This window comes from Pseudovibrio sp. JE062, from assembly GCF_000156235.1.
Lineage (GTDB): Bacteria > Pseudomonadota > Alphaproteobacteria > Rhizobiales > Stappiaceae > Pseudovibrio.
Genome location: NZ_DS996805.1, coordinates 970134 through 995504 on the forward strand (window position 1 = coordinate 970134; position 25371 = coordinate 995504).

Below are 25371 nucleotides of genomic sequence, written 5' to 3' on the forward strand. Positions count from 1 at the left end.
TATGGCTGATAACACGAGCATCGTTTTAGTACTCATTTTGACCAAGGGGCATGAGTTGGTCGATACAGGGAAATGCACGCGCATATTGCGACAGGAACGCTGCGTTATAGGACGTGGCAGTACTGCGGATTGGATACTCCCCGATCCTGCAAACCAATTGTCACGCCGTCATTGCATTGTTGAATGGCATGAAGGCGGGTATCGCGTTGTTGACACCAGCTCCAACGGAACCTTCGTTAATGACTGGGATGAGCCTATTCCGAACGGCGAGGCTTGTGGTTTGGAAGAAGGCGATATCATCCGCATTGGAGGTTATTACATCAGCACCCAGTTTCTGCCCGAAGGTGCCGATGCACGGCTGAAAACCGATGACTTCCTGGATGCACCAGAAAATCCAGATCCTCTTGCGGATCTACTTCCCAAAGAACTTGAGAGTGAAGATGATGACTGGGTTGATGACCAGATCGTATCTTCTGAGGACGAACTCTCTGAAGTTCTGAATGACCCGCTTGAGTCTCCTGAGTCCATCCTTCGCAAAGCTACTGAAACGTTGGACTCCTATCCTGCTAGCGAAGGAAAAGAGCCAATTCCACCAGTAAGTTATGGCTTTGAAGGTTACAAATACTCAAGCTCTGTACCTTTTGAAAGCGACAGCGGTATTTCCAGCGAAGAAGGTGCAAGTGCCTGGGACCACAATCGTACTGAATCTGACGCCTTTAAATTACCTAGAACGCATCACCAGACCATTCCGGAGGACTGGGATGTAGAACCGAAAAAAGACATTGAGAACAAAGCTCGTAAACCACATGACGATTAGCCACATCAAACGCATTGCGTACATTTTGCTTTTGAGTATCGGCCTGGCTTCCTGCTCCGCCGAGATGCCAATGCCTGTCATGATCACGACTACTGTCATTGCGGACAAGGAACTGAACCAGAACGCAGAAGGCATGTCGACACCTGTTCAGGTCAAGATCTTTTATCTTACTTCTGATGCCGAGTTTAAAACTCATGACTTTTTCACTCTGTTTGAAAAAGGAGACCAGGTTCTCGGCAAAAACCTGCTGGATATGAAGGAAGTTTTCATAGCTCCCGGAAAGATCATGAAGGTAGCAGTCAAGGTTGATCCGAGTGTGGCTTTCGTTGCTGTACTTGGTGCCTTTCGGAAAGTGGATACAGGGACATGGAGCTCGGTGATTACGGTTCCAAACAACAAACCATCGAGCCTCATCGCTTATTTGAGCAAGCTTGAAATTACTCTGCAGCCCGACAAGACAGTAAAAGAAGGATGGTTCTATTAATGACCACTCATAACAAAGTTGTCTGGTCAGAAGGCCTGTTTCTACAGCCGCAGCATTTCCAGCAGCATGATCGCTATCTGGAACAGCTGGTCAGTGACAGTATCTCGAGCATTCGTCCTCACCCATGGGGGCATACAGAGCTGAAAATCAATCAAGAAGCTCTGAAACTAGGACAATTCGCGCTCAATTTTGCCAGCGGCGTCATGCCGGATGGAACTCCCTTCAAGATGCCACAGGAATGTGACGCTCCTGCGTCCATTCCAGTACCTGAGAGCGTTAAAAACTCAGTCATTTATCTGGCTCTGCCTATTCGACAGCCTGGCGCTTATGAGTACGAATATCCAGGCGTTCAGGAAACTGCGGCGCGTTATGTGGTGCATGAATCTGAAGTGCGGGATGCCATTACCGGCAGTGATGCCAGCGTGCAGATGGAAACCGGACGTCTGCGTTTCACGTTCAAGTTTGACTTTGAGGATCTGGATGGCTGGATCTGCCTACCTATTGCGCGTGTGATTGAGGTGCGGGCTGATAAGCAAGTCATATTGGATGACGAGTACATCTCCACTTGCCTTGCTTCGCATTCCTCCTCAGTACTTTACGGTTATATTCGCGAAATCTGGGGTATGTTGAGCCACCGTGCGGATGCTCTTGCGGGTCGTGTCTCCAACTCTGGCAGCAAGGGTGTTGCAGAGATCTCAGACTTCCTGCTTTTGCAAACGGTCAATCGGTACGAGCCACTTTATGCGCACTTTGCTCAGACGCCCTCCCTTCATCCGGAAGCGCTCTATCGCATCTCCATTCAGTTAGTGGGTGAACTAGCAACATTTACAGCGGCGGCTCGACGTCCCTCAACACTTCAGCCCTATCGCCATGAGGCTCTGACGGAGTCGTTTGCACCGGTTATTGCTCATTTGAGGCAGCATCTTTCAGCGGTTCTGGAGCAGACAGCTGTTCCGATCCCACTGGAGGAGCGCAAGTACGGTGTGCGGGTTGGTATGTTGCTCGACCGCAGCCTGATCAAGTCAGCGCGCTTTGTGCTTGCGGTTAGTGCTGATCTGCCATCTGAGGTGATCAATCGTCACTTCCCAGGTCAGATCACGATCGGCTCAGTGGAGCAAATCCGCGACTTTGTGAACTCGGCGCTGGCAGGCATTGCGGTGAAGCAGTTGCCAGTCGCGCCTCGGCAGATCCCGTATCACACGGGCACAGCATATTTCGAACTGGATCCGGCCTCATCACATTGGGACGAAATCCGCGTTTCAGGCGGCCTAGCGCTGCATGTTGCGGGCGACTTCCCGAAACTTGTGATGGAACTCTGGGCGATCAGAGAGCAGTAGGCAATGAACGGACAGAGGAGCTGAGATTATGGCAAAGAAGGATTTCACTGCCCTTTCGGTGGATTCGATCGACACTGTCATCTCGACTGATGCCCCTAATCCGGATCATATGGAGCCGGGTGCCACCAATCTTCCAGCTCAAACGCCTGCGGGCTACTGGTTCCTTGGCGCGGATGACATTCAGTTCGTGCCCCTTGGCAACAATGCGCTCGTGAAAGCCGCAAGCAGTTTGCTTGCGCTTGCCGCACGCCTGCGGAACCATGCGCAGCACCGGGATGTGAACGCTCTTCGATCTCACGTCATCTCTGAAATTCGTGCATTTGAACACAACTCGATGCTGGGTGGCCTTTCGTCCAAGACCATTCGCATCGCACGATACGTTCTTTGTGCCACGCTTGATGACATCATTCTCAACACCCCATGGGGGAGCCGCAGTATCTGGGCAACGCAGAGCCTTGTGAGCAACTTCCATAAGGACGTATCCGGTGGTGACAGATTTTATGATCTATTGAGGAAGACGCAGGCCAATCCAAGTCGTGACAAAGATCTTCTGGAGTTGTTGTATCTTTGTATTTCACTCGGGTTCGAAGGCCGCTTGCGGATCATGCCGCAAGGCACCAACACCATGTCGCGGCTGCGCTATGGTATCTCTCGCCTCATTCGCTCCTTACGTGGAGATCAGGAAACAGATCTTTCACTCCATTGGCGCGGTGTAGAGGATGCCTACAGGCCGCTGAAATGGTCTGTTCCGGTCTGGGGGATCTTCTTCGGTGCTGCTGTGCTCGGACTGCTGATTTACGGCATATTGTTGTTCTGGCTTGGTGAGAAGAGTGAGCGTATTGCATTTCAATATGAATCTCTCATCAACACCAGCCCAATCGATCTGACACATCAACCAGCACCACCACGCGCAGCATTGCCTAATCTGCCTCAGCAGCAGGCTACTCCCGGCACACCGGGTAGTCCTTCATCACCACAGGTTGTTCGCAGTTCAACGGCGTATCAGCAGATCAGCGCCTTCCTGGCCACTGAGATCCAGCAGGGCCTCGTGGTTGTGATGAATGCCAATGGGAATGTTGTTATCCGTCTGACTGGTTCAGGCATGTTTGCAACGGCACGCGATACTTTGACAGCCCGGTTTATTCCAGTTGTGAACCGTGTGGCAGAGGCGCTCAACACACGTCCGGGCAGGATCAACGTGGTTGGATATTCTGACAACATCCCAATCCGGAACGCCCAGTTCAGAAACAACGTGGCGCTTTCCAAAGCACGCGCGCAGACCGTGGCTGATCTGATCAAGGTTCGTCTGACTGACAAGAACCGTGTGAGAGCCATAGGTAGAGGTTCTGCTGATCCAATTGCTTCCAATGCAACGGCTGAAGGGCGTGCGCAGAACAGGCGCATAGATATTACGCTGATCCCTAGCACTGGCCAGGGAGGTCAGCAATGAGTAGACTCAAACGCTTTTTCCCCTTCTGGTTCGTTACACTCCTCATCATACTGATCCTGTGTGCAGTTGTCTGGATCTATGGTCCAAGCCTTTCCATTTTTGGCGCCAAGCCATTTGCAATGGCTGTGGTGCGTATGCTGGTCGTGATGGGCCTGCTTATGATTTGGGCGGCCATCAACATTGCGCGCTTATCTCGCCGTGCACGGGAAGCTGAGGCGAAAAACGAAGAGGAAGAAGAGGAAGAAGAGCCTGAGGTCGACCCAGACGAGCTGGCAAAGAATGAAGCTGCTCTTGTTACCACCAAGGTGGAAAAGAGCCTGAACATTCTTAAAACAGCCAGTGTTGATGGGAAGCTCGGGCGCCGCGTTATCTATCAGCTTCCGTGGTACCTGATGATTGGTCCGGAAGAATCCGGCAAAACCACTGCCCTGCTCCGCTCTGGCATGAAGTTTCCATTGGCTCACAAGCTGGGTCAGAAAGTGGATGCTGCGACCGTGGAGCCGACGGCAGAATGTGAGTACTGGTTCAGCAATAACGCGATCATCGTGGACAGTGCTGGTCGTTATACGATGCAGGATCAGGACGAGGTCATTGATGCGTCCGGCTGGAACACCCTTCTCACTTTGATTAAGAAAAATCGACGCCGCCAGCCACTCAACGGCATGATCATTGCGATCAATCTGGCCAAACTGGTGACGTTGAGGTCCGACCAGCGCCTTGATATGGCCCGGACTGTCAAACAACGTGTCAAAGAGGCTGAGAAACAGCTGGGGCTTAGATTTCCGATCTATGTGATGTTCACCAAGCTCGATCTGATCGCTGGCTTTACAGATTACTTCCAGATCCTTGGCCGTGATGAACGGCATCAGGTTTGGGGTATGACCTTCCCTGTTGATGATGGGAAGTCCTCAGAGAATGCGATCAGTCATTTTGACGAAGAATATGAGCTGCTGATGGAGCAGCTTAACTCGCGTGTATACGACTACCTCAATAAAGAAACCGACATTCAACACAGAAGCCTGATCTTCAGTTTCCCGCAGCAAATGGCGTCTTTACAGACAGTGCTGAACGATTTTCTTACTGAGATGTTCCGGCCTAATCGTTATGAAGATCGCAGCTTCCTGCGTGGTGTTTACTTCACCTCAGCAACTCAAGAAGGGCAGCCGGTTGATCTGTTAGCAGGCTCTATTGCACAGGCTTATGGTGTTGGCCGGCAAGCCCTTCCCTCAGCCCCATATGAGCGGCATGCTTACTTTCTCGAGCGTTTGTTCTTTGACCTGATCTTTGGTGAAGGCAACCTTGCAGGCGAAAGCAAGCAAGTGATGCGCAAGCAAAAGATCAGGAAACGTCTTTCACTGGCCGCTTGCTTTATAGCTCTGGCATTCCTGACGACCGTCTGGGTCATTAGCTATGAACTCAATCAGGAAAATATCATCAATCGCGCGAATGCGGACCTGAAAGAATTTCCGAAGTTTGCTGATCGCATTGATGCAGTGCGAGTGAATGATGCGAACTATCTGGCGGTGTTGCCGCTGCTGAACTACCTGCGCGATCTGCCTGGAGGATACTCTGATCAGCAAGAGAAACCGCCTCAGAATGAGCGGTGGGGTCTTAACCAGATTCCGATTGTCGCTGAGGATGCTGATGCGCTCTATCACAACGGGCTGGAACGCTACCTCCGTCCCCGTATGATGCTGCGTCTTGAGCAGCAGATGGTTGCGAACATCGACAATCCTGAGTTTCTGTTCGAGGCTTTGCGCATCTATCTCGAGCTTGCTGATAAAGGACCGATTGAACCTGAGATCATTCAGCGTTGGGAAGAAACAGACTGGCAAACGCTCTACAGTGATCCACGTCAGGTCACAGAACGCGAACAGCTCTCCAATCACCTTGCCGCTTTGCTGCAACAACCTTTCAAGGTTCGGATTGATGTGAATACACAGTTGGTTAGCCAAGTTCGGGAAATCCTGAATGCGCAACCAATTGCAGAGCTCGCCTACTCCTTTATTAAGGCCGGACAAGCTGCACAAAACCTACCTGAATGGCGTCCTGACGAAGCTGGCGGCTCTGCCACAACACGCGTCTTTACCCGCTCCTCTGGGAAACCGTTGACTGAAGGAATTCCTGGGCTTTACACCTATGATGGCTTTCACGGTGTCTTCCTGCCTCAACTGGTGGATAGCATTCAGAGCTTCGTTCGAGAAAGCTGGGTGTTAGGTCCTAATGGGCAACTGGAGAACAAGGAAGAGACGGTTACTCGTATCGAACGCGGTGTCCTTGGGCTTTATCTGGATGACTATGCACGTATGTGGGATGCGATGCTGGCAGACCTGAGGATCGTGAAGTTCGGTAGTTTGGCACAAGCCACCGACGTCATTAACACCGCATCCGGTCCAAACTCGCCAATCCGTAACATGCTTGTTTCTGTGGCAGAGCAAACTCAACTGACCCGTACTGAAGCTCCTTCCAGTGCGACTGGTATTGCCCAGAATGTGGCTGGTGGTGCTGCGCGGATTGCACAGGAAGAAGCCCGCGCAACAACCAACCTGAGACAGCAGCAGCTGGTTGAAGTTCTTGGTGAGGCTGTCCCGACCAGTGAAGGTGGTCCGAGAACAGCACCTCCGGGCTCCTCCGTTCAGGCCCGGTTTGAGGCGCTTGATAACTATACATTGGGCAGCGGAAGCGGCACGACACCTCTGGATGCGCTACTGATGCAGGTCACTGATCTTTATCGTGAATTGAACCGAATACTGCTCGCCAACAACAGTCAGCAGGATGCTCTTAGCTATATCCTTGGCGGCGGTAGTGATGCGGTTAAGACGCTTAAGGACGAGGCCCCTAACCTGCCGATGCCGTTGCAGAGCTGGATACAGGAGATGCTTCAGTTTTCATCTCAGGTGACCTCTAATGATGCACAAAAAGCAATCAATGCGGCCTGGGATTCTGAAGTTTTGCCACTTTGCAGCACAGCTTTGACAAACCGGTATCCGGTGGCTGATGGGCAAAAAGCGTCTGTCATGCTGGATGACTTTTCGACCCTGTTTAAACCCGGTGGTAAGATTGAAGCGTTTTTCAATACCAACATCAAATCCTTCGTCGATACATCCAGCACGCCATGGAAATGGAGAGATGGTGAGAACGCTAGGATTGGGGTCTCCAAAGACAGCCTTCAAGTCTTCGAAAAAGCTAACGATATTCGCAACGCATATTTCGCAAATGGGGGGGATAAACCATCTGTTGCATTCACGATGACCCCACTGGATCTGGATATCGGATCTACTCGTGTCGCGCTCACCGTGGATGGGACGACAGTAAGCTATGCACATGGCCCGTCTCGCCCCGTTGAACTGAGTTGGCCCGGCGATGGCGTCCCCTCTGCTAGCCTGGCATTTTTTCCTGAGGTTGCCGGAGAAGCTAACTCCATCAATCTCAGCGGACCCTGGTCCCTCTTTAGATTATTGGAAAAGGCACGCGTAACGAAGACTGAGATACCTGATCAATACAAGGTGAGATTTTCGCTTGGAAATCGTTTTGCCACCTTCAATCTCATCGCGAACAGCGTGAACAATCCATTCTCCGCAAGGCTACTTCAGAATTTCACCTGCCCCAAGGAGCTCGACGCATAGAACACCGGGTTAAGTGGTTCTCTAAAATAACAATACTAAGTGGAGCCTCGAATGTCTGACGATCAACTAACACCCGAACAACTCCAATGGGTGCAAGCGGTTTATAAAGCTCTTGGCTGGACCTTCAAGGAAAAGGAAGAGGCTGAACGTGAGACAGCTGCCGCAATCAAAGAAAAAGAAGAAAAAGAGATTGCACAGGCCACTGCCAAAACCAAAGCTGAAGACGACAAGAAGATTGGCGCAGCAGTTACTGAAGCAACTGCAGAGCGCATTAAGCAAGAGAGTGATGAAAAGCTCAAAGACGTTACTGCTCAGCTCACCGATCTGAAAGCAGACGTCAAAGATCACTTTGTCCATGAGAATGAAGACACAGATTCAGACGCAATGGCAGCGCTTGCAACTCAAAGCAAGCAGCTTCTGGAGCGACTGAACTCTGTTTATGGACATAAGAAGGATTTTGAGAAGTATCCAAGTGAAGCGATTGCTTTTGATAAGAGCTATGAGAACGCTAAAGCGCTTATCCAGACCGCTGCTTTGGAAATCAAAACTAAAGATACAGATGGTGCGCACAACAGCCTGTTGGATGCAGAATCTACCATTGATGACATGCAGACGCTCTGGCAAGGCGTCGTCGCAGCTGCCAAGAGCCAGCCTACAGAGCCGCCAGTTCCAGCAGAGCTGAAGCAAAATGTGATGGAAGTTGGCCATGGCATCAAGGCCATGACCGCTATCGGCTTTTCCGGCCCAGCAGAACGGCTTGGTAAAACCCTCAAGGATGTGAGAGCTGCCCAACTCGGGAAAGATGACCCTGCATGGGAAATCCTGCTTTATGAGACGGAGATGGCGGTTGCAGCCGTTGTTGAGTTCAATCAGCTTAAAACTCACATTCAGAAGCTTTCGACCAGCTTGAGAAACTCAGGTTTGACGGATGCCGCCGGGAATGTTGAGTCTGACCTCGACAAGTACATGGCTGACTCTGCGCATACAGTTCCAACTATTCGTAGTCTGTTGACGTCCCTCAAAGCTTCTGCAGCACACAAGAACAGCATGCGGAAGGAAGAAAAGTGGGATGCGGCCCAACTGAGCGAACGGACTGAACGGTTCCGTGATGACCTGAAGAAGTTGGTTCTTTACGACAAGGACGGCAATCTCGTCACGAAACCGGATGAGCGCCGCGCAGTTAAGCGGGCGGGTGATGTGCCCGGTCTGGATAAGGATGTGATGATCCAGATCCCGCGCCGGCCCAAAGATGCCAAGGAAATTCCTCGCAAGACCATTGATAGTCTGCTTGAAACCTTTGACTTCCTGGATGAGCTGAAAGCCTCTGGCGTAACCGGCGTGGAAGATATCGCCGTTGAGGAGTTTTTGAGAGCTGAGGCCATTCTTTCTGGCATTCAGAAAGATCCTGGCGGCTACAAGAAGCTCACGAAAAACCTCGATAAGCTTCGCGAAAAGATCGACAAAATCTCGAAAGGCAAAGAAGGCGCCTACTACATTGAGGAACGCCTGCGCCTGAAGGATGACATTGACGAGCTGGAAGATGAAGCCCTTTCCATGAACATTGAGAAGGCTTTGACTGCTTGTACCGATATGGAAGCCAAGCAGCTTCATCCGCTTGAGGAAGGCGTTCGAAAAGCCGTGAAGAACCGCGAGCTGTTCGACACCAAGGTCAAGATTATCGAGAACCAGTTTACGGAGATACCTAAGCTTCTGGCTCAGATGGGCAAGGCTGATCCTAAGCTGGCCAAGATGATTGGTTCTCTCTTCGCCCCTGATGAGGTCAAGCAGTACCACGGTGAACTGGATCTTTTCTTCGATCAGGCGAAAGACCTTGCCTACAACGCAACCACGAACGATGAACTCGCTCACTCACTGGATCTGGCAAACCGCCTGATCTTTCGTGTTGATCGTTTCGTGCTTGAGTTGGAAGGCCAGCTGAGCCACCTGCATAAGCTTGCCGAAATGGAAGCTAAAGGTGAGAAGATCACTGACGCAGATCGTTTCAGCGCAGAAGAGTTGAAACACTTCAAGAAGCTGGAAGACGATTACAAGAAGGGCGTTGCCCGCAAGAAAGAGCAGAAGGAAGCGAAGGAAGCCTTCCTCGCCAAGTCCGGCCCGCTCAAAGACGAGCTGGATATGATGACCTCGAAAGACATCTCCATCAAGCGTATCCTTGCCTACTACAAGGGTGTTGAACGTGTTGATCCAAGCAAGTTCGATACCTCACGGCTGAAGGAACTTCGGCTGGAAATTGCGGATCTTGAAGAGAACTCTGATGCGGCTCATTCGCACAAAGAGAACCTAGCCAAACTTAAAGAGCTGGAAAGTGCTCTGGATGCAATGCGCGGTGAAATCACCGGTTTCCGCGAAGATATTGCCAAGGACATTTCCAAGTTCTCTGACAACTGTCTCACGCGTCTTGATAAAGCCAAGAAGTACATCGACGGCACATTTGTGAATGCAGTGAAGGACAAGCAGGATGCAGGTGAAGAAGCCGTGGATGTGGCGGCTTTGCGTAAGTTCGCCTCTAGCATCTCTCAGCCTCTGGCCCTTGCAGAACTGCCAAAGAATGTTGCTGTGATCGCTGATAAATCAAAAGACCTGAAAGAGCGCAAGAAAGCACGTGAGAACGCCCTTAGACAGGTGCGTCCACTGATTGCGCAGCTCGATAACAGTAAGGCCATTCAGCTCTATATGCGGCACCCGTTCAGTGACTTGCCGAATGATCTGAACATTCTGCGTCCTGAGCTGGTTCAGCTTGAAGTGAAACTTCTGTCGCTTGGCGGCTAAAATATAAACAAGAAGGGCCGAAAACGGCCTCATCGTGGAGTTTGTTATGTCTTTAACTCCCTCCCAGATCGAATGGCTTTCTCAAGCCCAGGGCGGTGTTGAAAGCTTCGAAGCAGATAGCGAAAACGACGAGAAAAAATCTGGAGAACTGACCAATATTTTAGCCAAATTGGATGCAGACAAAGCAGTCATCCAAAAGGCTCAGGATTTCCAGATTGAACTGGCTCGTGACCCCGGTTTTTTCAAGCGGAAGCTACAGAAAACCAAAATGGATTTTATGACGGGTGACATGCAGACAGAGGTCGACTCCTATGCCGATGTGACCTCCGAAACACCCCTTATCCCTGCCGAGAATGTTGATGCATTAAACATTGCATTCGACAAAATCCTTCAGAGGCAGGCAGAAATGCTTGCTGCCAAAAAGAAGGATGGAAAAACACGACTTTTCACGGATGAGGACATCACCCGTGAGCTGTGGACTCCTTTAGTTCGTCAAGGGATCATCCCTTCCAACCTGGTTCCGGATAAGTACAGCCAGTTTGTGCAGATGTTTCAGGGTGCTTCGGAGATCTACGAGAACAAGCTTGAACAGCACAGTGAAACAGCTTCCAGATATGAGAATACCCTCGAGGCCATTGGCTTTGCGCGTGACGTGGTCTCTCTGGCCGGTACCGTTGGCAGCACAGCAATTACAATTGCAAACTTTGAGGACCAATCTCAGTCATTGGCAGAAAAGCGCGAGATTGCCGCCAAGCGTCAGGTTCTCAAAAGCAAGCAGGATCAGATCGCAGGTGACCTTCGCACTAAGTTGAAACTTGGACCGAATACGACAGACGGAGAAGTCCTGGATGCTGCTGCAGCAGCCCCAGATGGCAAGTACGCCTGTGAAATCCAAAGCTACCAGAATGTTGAACTCGCTCAAACACAGCTGGTTGAACAGCTGATGGGGCAAACCAAGCTATTCGAAGAAGAGAAGGCTTTGCTGACCATGTCCACCTCATTGTTGGATGGTGGTCTGGCGATGGCTGAGAAAGGCATCCAGTTCTCAGAGCGGCAAAAGAATGCGAGGAATACTCTTGCATTTGCACAGGATGCGGCAGACGTCGTTGCCAGTCAGGTGAAACTTGCGTTGGAAGCAACCAGCAAAACCTATGAGCACGAGGAACATCAAACAACAGACAAAATTGAGTTTGCAGGCGCAGCTGATAAGGAAACTCTCCAGAACCTGTCTTATGCATCTGGTGCTATCACTGCAGCTATTGAGGCCAATCAGGTTGCGCGGAAAATTGTATTAGCAACACAAGCAAAAACCACTAAAGATATAGAAAATGCTGTTTTGCAGATTGCTGGTTCAGTTGCCGATACAATCGCTGAAGCGCTTTTTGCAGCAGGTGATGTTCAGGGATACGTCGACACCGGCAAAGAAGATTCCAAACACACTCTCAAAGATGAGCGTAAGACGTTCGCCTATGGTGATCCCGATTCCGGTCCAGGTCCTGGAAATGCAGCTGACCAGACCGAGCTTATCGGTGTTTCAATCAAGGCATTTTTTGTAGCAGGCGTTAATGTCGGCACAGCTGTCAAGGCGATAAAAGATAAAGATTACAAAGCCTTCGGAGAATCCCTCGTTTTGGGTCTCATGCAGGCTGCCTCATCTGCGACTACAGGCCCCCTCGCCGCTATGGCTAAGCCTGACCTTGCGCTTAACACTGAAGAAGAAAAAGAAGAACTCGGCAATCTCACTCCCCGTGAACTGATGGCACGGAAACTGGATCGGTCTGGCTGTGCCTTTGTGCGAACGGAGCGAGAAAAGTTTCTCGATGGATTTCAGGATCCAAGCTACCTGCACACAATCACCAACAATATGCGTGAGATGCAGGACGCTTTTCGCGAGGCGAATGAAAAGAAGAAGATGGATGCTGAAACGCTGAAGCGCACCAATGCCGCAATCCAGAAACTTGAAGCCAAGAAGTCTTGGGATGCTCTTGCTGATTTCAAAAAGAAACAATCAAAAAAGAAAGACCGCGAAGAGTTTATGGCGCAACTCGAAGCGGACGTGGAAGCCGAAACCAAGGCTCTCAAGAACCTGATCGAACAAGCCTCTCCTCCACCCGATCCGAAGGATGGCGAGGCGCTTGCCAAATCAATGGAAGCTGTTGAGAAGCTGATTGCAGACATCAAGGCTTCTGAGATGCAGTACAAGTTGATTGAGAAAATCGCCAAGGGCGGTGTTCAGGTGCTTGTGCGCGTTGTTCCTGCCACTGGTATGGTGGAAGCTTGCAGGAAGCTTGCTTTCGACGCAATCGCCCTTGGTAAGAAGGCGGCTGAGGTTGAGAAATGGCGCCGTAATGTGAAGATGGCGCAAACCTCTAACTCGCCCTACTACCACGCTTGTAAAGAACGCCATACGCAAGCGGCTGTTCAGGTGAGCCAGAAGACAATCAACACATTCTTATCCATGATTGGCGTTGCAACTGAAGCGGCTCGTCTTGCTGACTCAACACAGGCCGCCACCGGCATGTCGATGGTCAAGAACATGGGGCAGGCTCTTTCTGACTTCGGTTACAAGACCTATGGCCGCGCCAAGATTGTCTTTGGGTGGCGGAAATATCTTGATGCGCGCAAGAACCCTGAGAACCGCAAGAAGGCTCGTGAAGCTATTGCTTGGAACTCCACGCTTGCCAAGTGTGTGTTGGCCTATGGCATTGTTGAGGAGCGCGATCCGATTGCACAACAGGTTGGCCGTAACTGCGGCCTGACACCTGAAGTATTGGTTTCCAACTCGGATGTTTGTGCGGCGGTGGTCCGCTATTTCGAGACGCTTTATAGCGAAGACCCCGTTGTTCTTCGTCGCGTTCCGAAGGTCACCAACTGGCATCCAGGTACGCCTGATCTTACCCTCAAGAGCTGGTTCAGCTTCAAGCGTGCGGCCTCCACAAAGGCTTACCCATTGATGGCGAAGGCTTCTTGTAAGACACCGGCCATTGATCAGGCCCTGAAGGGACTTCACACTCTGTGTGGTGGTGACCCTTTCAATTACCCATCCGTACGTGATGATCTGATGTCCGATGAAGCGTGGCAGGCAAAGATTGTCGCTTTGGCCACTGACGTGAAAAAGCATCTGGAAACCCTTGAGAAAGAGTTCAAAGGATTCCGGCCGGTCAACGCTGAGCCGAAAGATCCTAAAACTCAGGCGTGGCAAGGTGGAAAGTTACACGTCGAAATGTCGGAAGTTGCTGATGCTTTGAAAGCGCAGGCCACACTGATCCTTCGAGATGTGAATTCAGATCTGAAAACCTACACAGCTTAACCCGTTCTCCTCTGTGATTTGGAGTTTGTCATGACTTTTACCTCAAAGCAGCTTGATTGGCTCAAAACAGCGCAACAAGGCGCCGGCGAGTTTGAACAAAACTCCGAGCGTGTTGCCGCCAAAGCAGGCCGATTGAATGACATTATGACCAAGCTGGATGGGGACAAGGAAACCATTCGCGAGGCCCAGAATTTTGAAGTCACGCTGGCGCGAAATGAGAAGTGGTTCAAACTTCCCGGCTCCGGCACCAAGATGCCCTGGATGACCGGGGATATGCAGACAGAAATCGATACCCGTGCTGACATTCGCGCTGACAGCGGTGAAATCAATGCAGAAACACTAAAGAAGCTGAATGCCGCTTTCGAGCGCATACTGGCTCGTCAGGCTGAGATGATCGCCGCAAAAGACAAAGACGGCAACGATATGTTCTCAGAAGAGGACATTACGCGGGAGCTTTGGACACCTTTGGTGCGTGAAGGAATTATTCCATCCAATCTGGTGCCTTCCAGATACAGCCAGTTTGAGAAGATGTTCAAAGGCGGCTCCAAGATCTACGAGCAAAAGCTTGAAGAGCATAGCGAGACAGCCTCCAAACATGAGAATGCGCTCGAGGCAATCGGATTTGCGCGTGATGTGGTTACCCTTGCGACAGCCATCGGTTCCAATGCCATCACTCTGGCCAACCTGAACACAGTGGCAGAAGGTGCACCAGACAAAGATCAGATTTCTGCCAAGCAGGAAGTTCTGAACAATCAGAAAGGTCAGGTGACCGGAGACCTGCGCAAGTCGCTCAATATGGATGCGAATGCGAGTTCCGAAGATGTGTTAAAGGCAGCGAAGGAAGCCGGATCTTACGGAGATCAGCTTCAGAAAGTCTCCAACATTGACAATGCCTTGAACTCGCTGAGTGACAACCTTTCCAAAGACGCCAACTGGGTTGCCGAACAGCGCGCGCTCTTCACTGCAACAACCACTCTGCTTGATACAGGCCTGGCAGCGGCTGAGAAAGGTATCGTCTTTTCCGAACAGAAAGGTAAGACCGCGGCGGATAAGCTGAGCTTTGCCAATGAAGCGGGAGAGCTGATTGGTGAGCAGATCAAGAATGTTCTTTCTGCAGGTGCTGCCTTTGACAAATCTGCTTCAGACAGAAAAGGCGAAGACGATCACGGCAACATTTTTGAGGGCGTTTCTGGCCTGATTGACGTTGCTATGGCGGGTGGCCGCGTTTCTGAAAAGATCCTGCAAGCCACTCAGGCACCGGATAAGGAAGGTGCGCAGGAAGCTGTTATGTCCATTATAGGAACACTGGCAGATTCCTTGAGCACGACGATTTCTTCTGGCGCACAATTGAGCGGAACAGAGTCCTCAACACCTGAGATTGTTGGTGAGGCGCTTAAAGCCGCGATGATTGCCACGACGGATGCCGGGGCAGCGACAAAAGCATTGATTGATGGTGACTATCAGGCCTTTGCCGAGGCGCTGACGGGTGGTCTTGCGAACCTTGCCAGTGCAACTGGGTCTGATGCGATCGGTGATGCGATTTCCGGGAAGATCCAGCCTGACCAAGGCGAGCTGACGGAAGAAGGTGAAGCAGAGACTGAAGGTCTGACCCCGCAGCAAATTCTTGAGAAAAAGCTGAAGTTGGCAGGACCAAGTGCAGGTGTGCAAAGCGTTGAAAAGAGCATGGCGCTGCTTTCTGACGATGACATTATGGCAAACGTCAATGCGCTGCTGACTGGTGGTATCGGTAAACTGCAAAAACCGGGCCGCGATGAGAAAGACGCAGAGATCGTCAAGAAAAACACGGCTGCTGCGCTGAAAAAGATCGAAGAACAAAAGACAGGTAACGCTCTTGCTGATTTGAAGACGAAACTCGCTGATCCAAAAGAACGCAAAGAGTATATGGATAAGATCGAGAAGGAAGCGGAAGAAGAGCATAAAGCGCTTCAACAGCTGATCGAAGAAGCTTCGTCTCCTGAAGATCCCAATGATGCGAAGGCCGTAGAGAAGTCTTTAAAAGCAATCGATATTCTGCTTGCAGATATCAAGGCATCTCAGATGAAGATGAAAATGATCGAGACCATCGCCAATGGTGGTGTGAAAGCGGTCACGACCATCTTCCCGGTCACAGGTCTTGCTGAGGCTATTCGCAAGCTGACTATGGATGCGATAGCACTGGCGAAAAAGTCAGCGGAAGTTGAGAAGTGGCGGAAGAACGTCAATCTCGCAGAAGCCAGTAACTCGGTTTACTACCATGCGATCAAAGAGCGCCATACGCAGGCTGCCATTCAGGTGAGCCAGAAGACGCTCAATACGTTCTTCTCTGTTGTTGGTGTGGCTGCCGAGATCGCGCGTCTGGCTGACGCAACCCAAGCTTCTGCCGGTATTTCTGCCGGTATGAACATGGGCCGTGCACTTTCTGACTTTGGCTACAAAACCTATGGTCGCGCAAAGATCATTTATGGTTGGAAGAAGTATCAGGAAGCCCGCAAAGACCCGGCCAACCGTAAAGCAGCCCGCGCTGCGATTGCCGGCAACTCTACTCTCGCCAAGTGTGTTCTTGCCTATGGCATCGTGGAGGAGAAAGACCCTATTGCCCGTCAGGTTGGACGAAACTGCGGTCTGACACCAGAGGTGCTGGTTTCCAGCACTGATGTTTGCTCCGCTGTTGTCCGGTATTTTGAGACACTTTACAGCGATGACCCCGTGGTCCTACGCCGTGTTCCAAAAGTCGAGAACTGGCATCCTTGCACGCCGGATCTGACGCTGAAGTCCTGGTTCCTGTTTAAGAAGGCGGCAATTACCCGTGCTTATCCACGAATGTCGCAGGATAGTCGTCTAACACCAAATATCGATCGGTCTATCAAAGAGTTGCACAATCTGTGTCATGGTGATCCATTCAAGTACCCAGAAGTGCGCGATGAACAGCTTAGCAAGCCGGATGGCATGAAAGCTGTTGTTGAGTATGCCACTCAGGTGGATACGGAGCTGGAAAACTTGAAGAAGGCTTTGGATGCTTACTCACCTGTGGCTGCTAAGCCAACTGACCCGAAGGTTGAGAAGTGGACTGCCGGTGAACGTCATTCAGAGATGGAAGCTGTTGTAGATGCAATGTCTGCGCAGATTGAGCTGGTGCATCGTGAGATTACAGCGGACCTGAAGCTCTATAACACCGCATAGAACCCAAAAATCTGGCATGTAAAAACCGGCCTGAACTTTCAGGCCGGTTCTTTTGTGTCTGTACCAGTTGAGAGACGCTATCAGAAGCGTCTCAGGAACCGCATGAGGACTGGCCAGTGGTCGCTGGCACCCTGATTGTTGTCAGCATCAAAACGCTTCGGACGCACCTTATTGCGGGCATCTTGCGCATATTGGCTTGGGTGGGTGACGACTGTATGGAAGCTTCCCAGATCTGCAAACCATGTGCTGTTGCTGTCCTGATCAGGTCGCAAAGCGCTGGAGACGAGGATCATGTCCAGGAATGACCAGCTCTGGTCCCTGTAATAGAACGCACTGCCGGGTGCTGCACAGCCTACGATCTCGGGCGGATAGCTCCAGTGTCCTTCCCGCGCCAAGGCCTGAAACTCGCCATTTTGCACGTCTGTACAGTTGAAGTTGAAGTCACCCGCAGCCACCACATTGGCATCTTCTGGAAGCTTTGCCCGCTCTTTGTTGAGCACTTCCATCGCATCTTTGCGGCATTGATAAGCAGCACCTGATGGGAAGTGGACACCGAAGACGTACATGCTTTCACCGTCCGGCATTTCAAACTCTGCTTTCACGATGTCACGGGTGGGCTTACAATCGTGAGTGTTCTCATCCCCCTCCCCGAACACAGTGATGGTTTCCGGCTCACCCTTCAGCGGAAGACGGGAGATGATGCCGACGTCGATACCGCGGTTATGCTCGTTATTGGAGGTGTCTAACTGAACGACAGATTTGTAGTCCAATCCTGAGAGAGCCTTATTGACCAGATCATCCAGCACTTGTTTGTTTTCTGTTTCAGGCAAAACGAGAATATCGGGCGTTTCCGGGAAAGAGCGGATAACTTCACCAAGGGTCATCAGCTTTTTGGAGTAACTCTCTTCACCCCAGTTTAGCTCGATGCATTGTTTGTAATAGTGGGAGCCCTTTTCGTTGTAGCTCTCACATGCTTCCTCATGTTCCTTGCCACGAGCTTCTTTCTCTTCTTTGGAAAGATAGGTGTCATCTTGTGGGTTGTTCTCATCGTCGATCGTATCGAAGAGATTTTGGACGTTGTAACTGACGACCGTGACGGGTTTGTCTTGGGCATAAGCTGCCGGCGTCGCCAGCCCCAGGATCGTTGCGCCCAATAACAAGGATTTCATGGGTTTCTCCCTTTTTTCTTTTGGGAGTACCAAACAGGAGTTAGTGGCCGGTTCCGAGTGCCCGTGCAGTTTTAAATGTTTCAGGGATTTGAAGGCTCAGAAGCAAAAAAGCTGACCCGAGGGCCAGCTTTCTTCATAGGTTTGACTGCCGTGTTTACTCGGCTGCAATCGGCACCACTTTCAGTGCCAGACCGCCCTGCGAAGTCTCGCGGTACTTGGCCAGCATATCCTTGCCGGTTTCGTACATGGTCGCGATGACCTTATCTAGGGAAACGCATGGATCTGAGTTTCTGCGCATTGCCATGCGTGTCGCATTGATCGCTTTAACAGATGCGATTGCATTGCGCTCAATACATGGCACCTGTACCTGCCCCAGAACCGGGTCACATGTGAGGCCCAGATTGTGCTCCATGCCGATTTCAGCTGCGATGCAGACCTGCGCCGGACTTGCACCCAGAAGCTCTGCAAGACCAGCTGCGGCCATGGAACAGGCAACGCCAACTTCACCCTGACACCCAACTTCAGCACCAGAGATGGATGCGTTGGTTTTGTACAGCGCTCCGATAGCACCTGAAGCGAGGAAGAACTTGGTGTAGTGCTCTGGCTCAAGGCGTTCGATAAACTTGTCATAGTACGCGAGAACCGCAGGAATGATGCCTGCTGCGCCGTTGGTTGGGGCTGTTACGACACGGCCACCAGCAGCGTTTTCTTCAGATACAGCCAGTGCGAACATGTTGACCCAGTCAACAGTTGCCATTGGGTCGTTGCTGCTGCGCTCTGTCGCTGTGAGCTGACGGCGCAATGCAGCGGCGCGGCGTGGAACCTTCAAAGGACCAGCCAGCAAACCTTCTGTGTTGCTGCCACGCTCTATACCGTCGCGCATGACGTTCCAGACACGACCGAAGCTCTCACGCAGTTCTGTTTCGCTGCGGAATGCCTTTTCGTTTTCCAGAACCAAAGCAGAGATACTCATGCCGTTTTGACGGCAATGGTCAAGCAATTCTGCTGCGTATTTGTATGGGTAAGGGACAGCAACTTCGTTGGTTGCTTCCTTGCCGAAATTCTCTTCATCAACAATGAAGCCACCGCCGATGGAATAGTAGGTTTTGGAGAAGATCTTTTCTCCACCTGCAAAGGCATGAATGCGCATGCCGTTTTCGTGCAACTCCAGCGCTGGACGGTGGAATGTGATTGCATCATTTGGGAAGTCAACCACGTGGCAGTGCATGCCAACCGGAAGGCGTCCTGTCTGTTCTACGCGCTGGATGAACTCTGGAATACTGTCAATATCAACGGTTTCGGGAGAGTTTCCACCAAGTCCCATAATGATCGCTGTGTCTGTGTGGTGACCTTTACCTGTCAAAGACAGCGAGCCATATATGTCGACTGCAATACGCGTCACATCACGTAGTTTATCCTGAGCACGCAGACTATCAATGAACTGCTTTGCCGCTTTCATAGGCCCGACTGTGTGGGAGCTGGATGGACCTACACCGATTTTGAAGATGTCAAAAACGCTGAACATAACGTGAACCTCAGTGGGAGAGAAAAACCGGTGTCCGAAGACACCGGTTCAATTTTGTCGGTCGACCTTCTTAGAAGAGGCCTTTTACGATCGCGGAGATTGCGATGACGCCCATTACGGTAATGAAGATGTTGGACAGCGCACCGTCGTACTTCTTCATGCTTGGGACTTTTTTGATTGCGTACATTGGCATCAGGAACAGGATAGCTGCGATGAACGGAGCACCCAGAGATTCAATCATGCCAAGAACGGATGGGTTGATGATTGCAACACCCCAGACGGAGAAGAAGAAGAATGCAACGAGGAGAGTGTTGAATTTCTTTTCGCCGAGGCCTTCAACAGCCTTTGGAGCTGCTTTTTTCGCAATACCTGCAAGACCTTCTTTTGCACCGAGGTAGTGGCCAAAGAAGGAGGAGAAGATTGCAAGGAACGCAACCAGTGGACCCATGAAGGAGATCAGTGGGCTGTCAAACACGTTTGCAAGGTAAGACAGGACTGGAAGGTTCTGCTGTTTTGCTTCCATCAGCTGTTCAGGAGACAGTGCGAGAACGCAGCTGAATACGAAGAACATCACGAAGCCAAGGAGCATCACAGAAGCGCGCTTCAGGATGATGTCGGACTTTGCAACTGCGTTATCGCCATGCGCTTCACGCTGAGCCAGAGCCATGGAGGAGACGGCTGGGCTGTGGTTGAAGGAGAAGATAAGCATTGGAATGGTGAGGTACACCACTGTCAGCAGAGTTCCAACTTCTGGAATGTTGTCGAAGCTCATTGCTTCAAAAGACCAGGATGGGATCAGGTAAACGGACATACCGAACAGGATGAGAACCAGTGGGTATACCAGAAGCTCAGTTGCTACGAGCATCAGGCGGCGGCCCAGGATCATCACGCCCATCATCATTGCAACGAGAATACCAGACAGGAGCCAGCGTGGGATTGCAGGCATAGCGAGCTGGTTGACGATGAAGCTGTCGATGGTGTTGGTAATCGCGTTACCGTAGATCAACACGATTGGGTAAATCGCGAAGAAATAGAAGAAGGTAATCAGCAGACCTGCTGTTTTACCAAAGTGCTCTTCAACCACGTCAGTGATGTCTGCATCTTTGTTCTTGGAGGAGAGAACAAAGCGAGCCAGTGCGCGGTGAGAGAAGTAGGTCATTGGACCTACGAGAGCTGCGATCAGGATCAGCGGCCAGAAGCCTTCAAGACCTGCACGGATTGGAAGAAACAGAACGCCGGCACCTACTGCAGTACCGAACATGGACAAAGACCAGGTAAGATCTTCTTTTGTAAACTTTGCCGTTTCTTTAGGGGCGACTTCGACTTCGGTCGCATTTATGCTTGACATTTCTTTTGTATCCCCATGTGCCACTCATGTGCCCTAGGAGAATTTCCCAGTCTCTCTAGGACGGGGACCTGATATACTTATGTTAAAATTTTAAGACCATACGTTTAAATACACATCACGCGCGCCATAATAACGCAGCGATACAAGATACGACTTCCGTTTAATATCGCAAACCACCATGAAGCGTGCAACAATCTGCCGCGGACGCGTAAATCACTCCATTAAATAGTATTTTTCACGGAAACCCAATTAATTGCCGTTTGCGTCACTGAAGACTTCACATTACTTAAATATGACGCCCCGCTAATATATGCAGTCAACATACTGTTTCACAACGGTATATCACTGACCTAGAGGTACTTTAAGGCATCTGTAGTATTGAAACTACGTAGTATTGCATGCTGCTGTATGCTTTAAACGAGCGCGCTTACTTTCCTTCAAATGACGACAATTTGCCTCTTGCGTACGCATTTTGTGCGCCCGGCAAAATCGTCAAAATTCGCTAAGGCACACAAATGCATACATTAATTATAATCGGAGGAAAAATTTTAAATGCGTCATTCTTTCCCCCTGATTTCAATCAGAGGGTTTGAACTGTCTTCAATGCACCTTCCAAAGCATCCCCTTTTTCATCCAGCAACGCAGCTTCCCGAAGCCGTCTGAGCCACTCTGAAGCGTCTTTTCGCCCTTTCAGCAGGGCAAGAGAGGATAAAACCCGGTCAAATTTGGAGTGACCGCGGATATGTGTATCTGAATACCCCTTGATGAGACGGCGGCATTTGAGGATTTCTACGGCAAGCTGGTAGTCTGAATGAACTGTTTTGAGCGTAAGATCGCGCCAGCTTTGCAGGTGGTCCGTCTCGATCTGATGGCGCAGGAAACTACGGCGCCACGGCTTTAAGCTGCTGATGAGCCAGAGACTTAGGAACCCGCGAATGGATCGGGTCCTGATGCGCCGACCTTTGTTGATGCGCCTGTCCAACCAGTTGAAGACTGCAGGACGCGCTTCGATCCATCTGCCAAGTCGTGTTGGCAGTGTGCCGCAGATTTCCTCCATGCGAGGGTGAAGATATTCAGTCAGCTCCAGTTGACTACCCGCCACTGGGCCCACTTCCCGATGAACGCGTTGAAAGCGTGTTTTTTGCGTTTTTATGTCGGCGACCCGGATTGTGTCGTCATAACACATAGCATTTGCGATATACTTGGCTGCTGTTCGGGTCAGCTCCCAACTCTCATTTTCGGTATCACTGGCGAGCACGATTTCGAGGTGGTTGAGATACTCTTCGCCGTATTCCAGATCCTGAAACTCAACCGTCTTACGAAGGCCTGCCAGAGCCATGTCGCGGGTCTGTTCCGGAAGAGCTTCAATGCGGGATAAGAGCAGTTGCCAGGCGGCCAGTTTTCGAGCTGGTCCACGAGCTGTGAGCGAAGTTGCTGGCCTTGGTTGCTCTGATCGCATGGTAACAGGCGATCCGGCTGCTCCTGCAGATTGAGCATGATCGAAACTGGCGTTGAAAGAGGCTAGGCTGGCGTTGACGCCTTTACCGCCTTTGCGGATTGTTTCTTCATAAGTGCTTTTTGGGAACGGCAGTGCGCCGGAGCCCGCGAGTGCACCGAAGAGGCTGGAGGAAATGACGCTGCCGTTTTCTGCGGCGACATCTTCCATGTTGAAGGCGACCAGCTTTTGCGAGGCGCTGCCAAGGCGGGAGAGAACGGCAGTACTGTCCTGCTCGCCTTTGCCCGGCACGATCTTTTCTGAGACTGCGAGGATACGATGGGAAGACGCGATGAGCGTTGTCTTGTCAGCGGTCACGAAACCACGGATGACAGCACGGCCTGCTTCCATGAGCTCGGCGCAGATGACGATGTCGACATCGCCTTGTGATGGACTGAGCGAGAAGACCGGGGCTTTGCCGTTATCAGGTGCGATTTCCACGTAGTAAATGGTCGCGCCGGTGCGTTGGGCAACCCCTGCGACGGAGGTGGACTGGGCTTTGTAACCATTGGCTTCAGCCAGATTGACGATCCAGTCGGTGAGAACACCGCCGCCCTGCCCGCCGACGGCGAAAATGGCGATCTTGGTGATGGTACGGGTTGCGTCTTCGCCTGTGCCCATAGCCTGCCATTGAGTATCGACTTCCATCAGTTTACCTCCTCAATGATCAGGGTACGGCGTTCGCGCCAGTTTTGTAGGGCGCTGATGATACGGTCGCGTATCTTGCGGAAGAACCGCTCAGACTTGCTCGGGTGATGGATGGTGTCGGCCTGATAGAACGATGGGCAGAGGATGGCGGCGTCTGCCACCTCCCCGCAGTTGCCACAGCCGACACAGTTCTGGTCGACATGGGCGACCGGATCATCGCGCAGCGGGTCATCCAGCTCTTTGACGGTCAGAGATGGGCAACCGGACAGGCGCATGCAGGCGTGGTCACCGGTACAGACGTCTTCATCAACACCGAAACGGGTTTTCACCACGCGTTTTAGCTCTTTGACCGCCTGATTGATGATTGGCTTTTCGCGGCGCTGACGGTTGAGCATGCATTCAGAGGAAGCAACAATCACCTTCGGGCCTTTGACGTCCGTGGTCAGTGCTTCTTTCAAGACAGACTGCATCTGAGTGACATCGTAGGTGCGATCGATCTGGCGAACCCATTTGACGCCTACGCCTTTCACCGCTTCCGTGATTGGGTGCTTGGTGGATTTGCTCTTGTTGTTAGCCCGCGATGAAAGGATGTCCTGCCCGCCAGTGGCTGCGGAATAGTAGTTGTCGACGACGACAATCACGCCGTCATTCTGGTTGAAGACCGCATTGCCGATGGAGGTGGTCAGGCCGTTGTGCCAGAAACCGCCATCGCCGATAAAGGAAATGGAGCGGCGATCCGTTTCATTGGTATTGAAGGCTGAGGCAGACGCTGGCCCCAGTCCGTACCCCATGGTTGTTGAGCCGATGCCAAAGGGCGGCATGATAGAGAACAGATGGCAGCCGATATCAGAGGCTATGTGATGCGGGCCAAGTTCCTCTTCCACCAGTTTCGTGGCGGCGAAGATCGGGCGTTCGGGGCATCCGACACAGAACCCCGGTGGACGCATGGGGACGACTTCTTTCAGCTGTTCGACATCTGGCAGTGGCCCTGGTGTGTTTGGTGCGCGCCCTTTGCCGGGCAGTGCATCTGAATGGGCGGCGAGGAAGGTCTGAATGCTGTCCAGCATCACTTGCCCTGTATACTCGCCAGCTTCTGGGAATGGTCCTTTGCCTTCGAGTTTGGTGTTGACGCCCTCTTTTTGCAGCAAGGCGCCAATAGCTTGCTCAATGTAGTCAGGATAGCCCTCTTCCACCACAAGCACTGCGTCTTTGCCCCTGCAGAAATCCATGAGTTCTGCGGGGACTAGTGGGTAAGTCACGTTCATGACATAGAGAGGGATCTGGGTTTCACCGTTGATGTCTGCCAGTCCAAGTCGTTGCAGTGCACGGATCACACCATTGTACATGCCGCCTTGCAGCACAATGCCGACCTTACGGTCCTGAGGTCCGAAGAGTTCATTCAGTTTGTGCTGTTGAATGTAGTTCAGCGCTGCTGGCAGGCGCTTGGTGACCTTCTCCTGCTCATGAAGGAACGACGCTGGTGGTAAAACGATGCGATTGAGGTCGCGCCGAGGGTTTTCCAGTGCGTCAGCCACTGTCATGGATGGGCGCACATTGTCTTTGGTGGTGAACTCTCCATGCACATGGCAGCTGCGGATGCGGACTTGAAGCATGACCGGCGTGTTTGAAGCTTCGGAGAGTTCAAACCCATCACCCACGGCTTTCACGATGGATGGCAGGTTGGGGCGCGGGTCAAGCAGCCAGATCTGGCTTTTCATGGCAAAGGCGTGGCTGCGCTCCTGCATGATGGAGGAGCCTTCGCCGTAGTCCTCGCCCACAATCACAAGCGAACCGCCGGTGACGCCGCCTGATGACAAGTTCGCCAGAGCATCGGAGGCCACGTTTGTGCCCACTGTTGATTTGAACGTGACGGCGCCGCGGATGGGATAATGAACTGAGGCGGCCAGCATGGCAGCGGCGGCGGCTTCACTGGCGCTGGCCTCAAAATGCACGCCGAGCTCGCCCAGAATGTCCTGCGCGTCGGCCAGTACATCCATGAGGTGGCTGATGGGAGAGCCCTGATAGCCGCCCACATAGCCTACGCCATTTTCCAGCAATGCTTTGGTGATGGCCAGAATGCCTTCACCGCGGAAAACCTCGCCCTCGCCTGCGCGAAGTTTCTCGACCTCTTTTACAAAGGATCTTTCTGCCATACTCCCTCCCGCGAAAGCATGACAGATCCCGTGAACGCG

At 51.6% G+C, this 25371-nt stretch carries 13 protein-coding genes; 8 read left to right on the forward strand and 5 right to left on the reverse strand.

The annotated features are described in order from the left end of the window. The first annotated feature begins 1 nt into the window (after window position 1). From PJE062_RS04045 to PJE062_RS04080, 8 genes are read left to right on the forward strand one after another with little or no spacing between them, the layout of a single operon-like run. Entirely contained in the window at window positions 2-817 is an 816-nt protein-coding gene (locus PJE062_RS04045; RefSeq protein ID WP_208982128.1) for an FHA domain-containing protein, read from the forward strand. Then, a complete protein-coding gene (gene tssJ, locus PJE062_RS04050; RefSeq protein ID WP_008546270.1) occupies window positions 807-1301 on the forward strand; it encodes a type VI secretion system lipoprotein TssJ in 495 nt (164 codons plus the stop codon). Before PJE062_RS04045 ends, tssJ begins: the two co-directional genes overlap by 11 nt. Beyond that, a complete protein-coding gene (tssK, locus tag PJE062_RS04055; protein WP_008546392.1) occupies window positions 1301-2638 on the forward strand; it encodes a type VI secretion system baseplate subunit TssK in 1338 nt (445 codons plus the stop codon). Before tssJ ends, tssK begins: the two co-directional genes overlap by 1 nt. Window positions 2639-2666: 28 nt before the next feature. Continuing rightward, window positions 2667-4088: a type IVB secretion system protein IcmH/DotU gene (gene icmH, locus PJE062_RS04060; RefSeq protein WP_008546594.1), complete on the forward strand. Its 1422-nt coding sequence runs from the start codon at window positions 2667-2669 to the stop codon at window positions 4086-4088. Further along, the gene (tssM, locus tag PJE062_RS04065; RefSeq protein WP_008546403.1) at window positions 4085-7714 is read left to right on the forward strand and encodes a type VI secretion system membrane subunit TssM; all 3630 of its coding nucleotides are present in this window, start codon (window positions 4085-4087) and stop codon (window positions 7712-7714) included. Before icmH ends, tssM begins: the two co-directional genes overlap by 4 nt. A 51-nt stretch (window positions 7715-7765) precedes the next feature. After that, complete coding sequence (locus PJE062_RS04070) at window positions 7766-10504, forward strand: hypothetical protein (protein WP_008547205.1); 2739 nt, start codon at window positions 7766-7768, stop codon at window positions 10502-10504. A gap of 46 nt (window positions 10505-10550) precedes the next feature. Further along, window positions 10551-13814 carry a hypothetical protein gene (locus PJE062_RS04075; protein ID WP_008546208.1) on the forward strand — a complete coding sequence of 1088 codons (3264 nt, stop codon included), beginning with the start codon at window positions 10551-10553 and terminating at the stop codon, window positions 13812-13814. A 30-nt stretch (window positions 13815-13844) separates the two neighbouring features. Continuing rightward, window positions 13845-16994, forward strand: coding sequence for a hypothetical protein (locus PJE062_RS04080; RefSeq protein WP_008546409.1), 3150 nt, complete (start codon window positions 13845-13847; stop codon window positions 16992-16994). Between the two features lie 80 nt (window positions 16995-17074). Here the strand turns inward: PJE062_RS04080 and PJE062_RS04085 are convergent, their stop codons facing one another. The 5 genes from PJE062_RS04085 to PJE062_RS04105 all read right to left on the reverse strand — a co-directional run bounded on the left by PJE062_RS04085 (window position 17075) and on the right by PJE062_RS04105 (window position 25332). Beyond that, on the reverse strand, window positions 17075-18163 hold the full coding sequence (locus PJE062_RS04085) for an endonuclease/exonuclease/phosphatase family protein (protein WP_008546527.1): 1089 nt from the start codon (window positions 18161-18163) through the stop codon (window positions 17075-17077). A 154-nt stretch (window positions 18164-18317) separates the two neighbouring features. After that, window positions 18318-19688: an L-serine ammonia-lyase gene (locus PJE062_RS04090; RefSeq protein WP_008546484.1), complete on the reverse strand. Its 1371-nt coding sequence runs from the start codon at window positions 19686-19688 to the stop codon at window positions 18318-18320. A 70-nt stretch (window positions 19689-19758) separates the two neighbouring features. Next, window positions 19759-21036, reverse strand: coding sequence for an aromatic amino acid transport family protein (locus PJE062_RS04095; protein WP_008546652.1), 1278 nt, complete (start codon window positions 21034-21036; stop codon window positions 19759-19761). 580 nt (window positions 21037-21616) lie between these two features. Continuing rightward, window positions 21617-23179, reverse strand: coding sequence for an indolepyruvate oxidoreductase subunit beta family protein (locus PJE062_RS04100; protein WP_008547171.1), 1563 nt, complete (start codon window positions 23177-23179; stop codon window positions 21617-21619). Beyond that, complete coding sequence (locus tag PJE062_RS04105) at window positions 23179-25332, reverse strand: indolepyruvate ferredoxin oxidoreductase subunit alpha (RefSeq protein WP_008547247.1); 2154 nt, start codon at window positions 25330-25332, stop codon at window positions 23179-23181. Before PJE062_RS04105 ends, PJE062_RS04100 begins: the two co-directional genes overlap by 1 nt. Between the last annotated feature and the right edge of the window lie 39 nt (window positions 25333-25371).

Coding starts and splice junctions, on each gene's coding strand:
- PJE062_RS04045 (WP_208982128.1), top strand. CDS start 2: ATGGCTGATAACACGAGCATCGTTTTAGTACTCATTTTGACCAAGGGG.
- tssJ (WP_008546270.1), top strand. CDS start 807: ATGACGATTAGCCACATCAAACGCATTGCGTACATTTTGCTTTTGAGT.
- tssK (WP_008546392.1), top strand. CDS start 1,301: ATGACCACTCATAACAAAGTTGTCTGGTCAGAAGGCCTGTTTCTACAG.
- icmH (WP_008546594.1), top strand. CDS start 2,667: ATGGCAAAGAAGGATTTCACTGCCCTTTCGGTGGATTCGATCGACACT.
- tssM (WP_008546403.1), top strand. CDS start 4,085: ATGAGTAGACTCAAACGCTTTTTCCCCTTCTGGTTCGTTACACTCCTC.
- PJE062_RS04070 (WP_008547205.1), top strand. CDS start 7,766: ATGTCTGACGATCAACTAACACCCGAACAACTCCAATGGGTGCAAGCG.
- PJE062_RS04075 (WP_008546208.1), top strand. CDS start 10,551: ATGTCTTTAACTCCCTCCCAGATCGAATGGCTTTCTCAAGCCCAGGGC.
- PJE062_RS04080 (WP_008546409.1), top strand. CDS start 13,845: ATGACTTTTACCTCAAAGCAGCTTGATTGGCTCAAAACAGCGCAACAA.
- PJE062_RS04085 (WP_008546527.1), bottom strand. CDS start 18,163: ATGAAATCCTTGTTATTGGGCGCAACGATCCTGGGGCTGGCGACGCCG.
- PJE062_RS04090 (WP_008546484.1), bottom strand. CDS start 19,688: ATGTTCAGCGTTTTTGACATCTTCAAAATCGGTGTAGGTCCATCCAGC.
- PJE062_RS04095 (WP_008546652.1), bottom strand. CDS start 21,036: ATGTCAAGCATAAATGCGACCGAAGTCGAAGTCGCCCCTAAAGAAACG.
- PJE062_RS04100 (WP_008547171.1), bottom strand. CDS start 23,179: ATGGAAGTCGATACTCAATGGCAGGCTATGGGCACAGGCGAAGACGCA.
- PJE062_RS04105 (WP_008547247.1), bottom strand. CDS start 25,332: ATGGCAGAAAGATCCTTTGTAAAAGAGGTCGAGAAACTTCGCGCAGGC.